General features: G+C 58.4%; 1 pseudogene. It reads right to left on the bottom strand.

From position 1 onward, the window contains the following. Positions 1-216 (bottom strand): annotated as a pseudogene (gene xcpP / locus I6F16_RS37720) (type II secretion system protein N); the annotation flags it as partial. Positions 217-406 lie beyond the last annotated feature (190 nt).

Genomic DNA, 406 nt, shown 5'->3' with positions numbered 1-406 from the left:
GGGGCTGACCGGCGAGGCGGCGACGGCTACCGGGCTGCGTTGCAGGCGCAACCAGCCGGCCGCCTGCCAGGCGAGGCTGATGCTCATGGCGATGATCAGGGCAACAGCCAGAAGGGCCGGGGCGTACCGCTGCAGCCAGCGGGAAGAGGCGCCGGAGAAAGGCAATACATCACTCCTGGTCTTTATCGTTATGTCTGAAGATCGCCGAGGGATCATAGCAGTTCGTTGCCAGTAGGCTACCTACTTCTATCAATAGGTGTGACTGGCCGGGCCAGGCACGCTTGTGCTTAAGATAACGGCTCGCCAGGATACTTCTGCAAGAGGAACTCGGGATCGGCCGCACAAAACGACTAACAACTAACAATACTGACGGTAACCGTTCAGTGGTCATATACGACCAAGATAC

Origin of the sequence: Bradyrhizobium sp. IC4060 (assembly GCF_020193715.1) — a bacterium.
Taxonomy (GTDB): domain Bacteria; phylum Pseudomonadota; class Alphaproteobacteria; order Rhizobiales; family Xanthobacteraceae; genus Bradyrhizobium; species Bradyrhizobium yuanmingense.
This window is presented reverse-complemented; position numbering and strand designations above follow the sequence as displayed.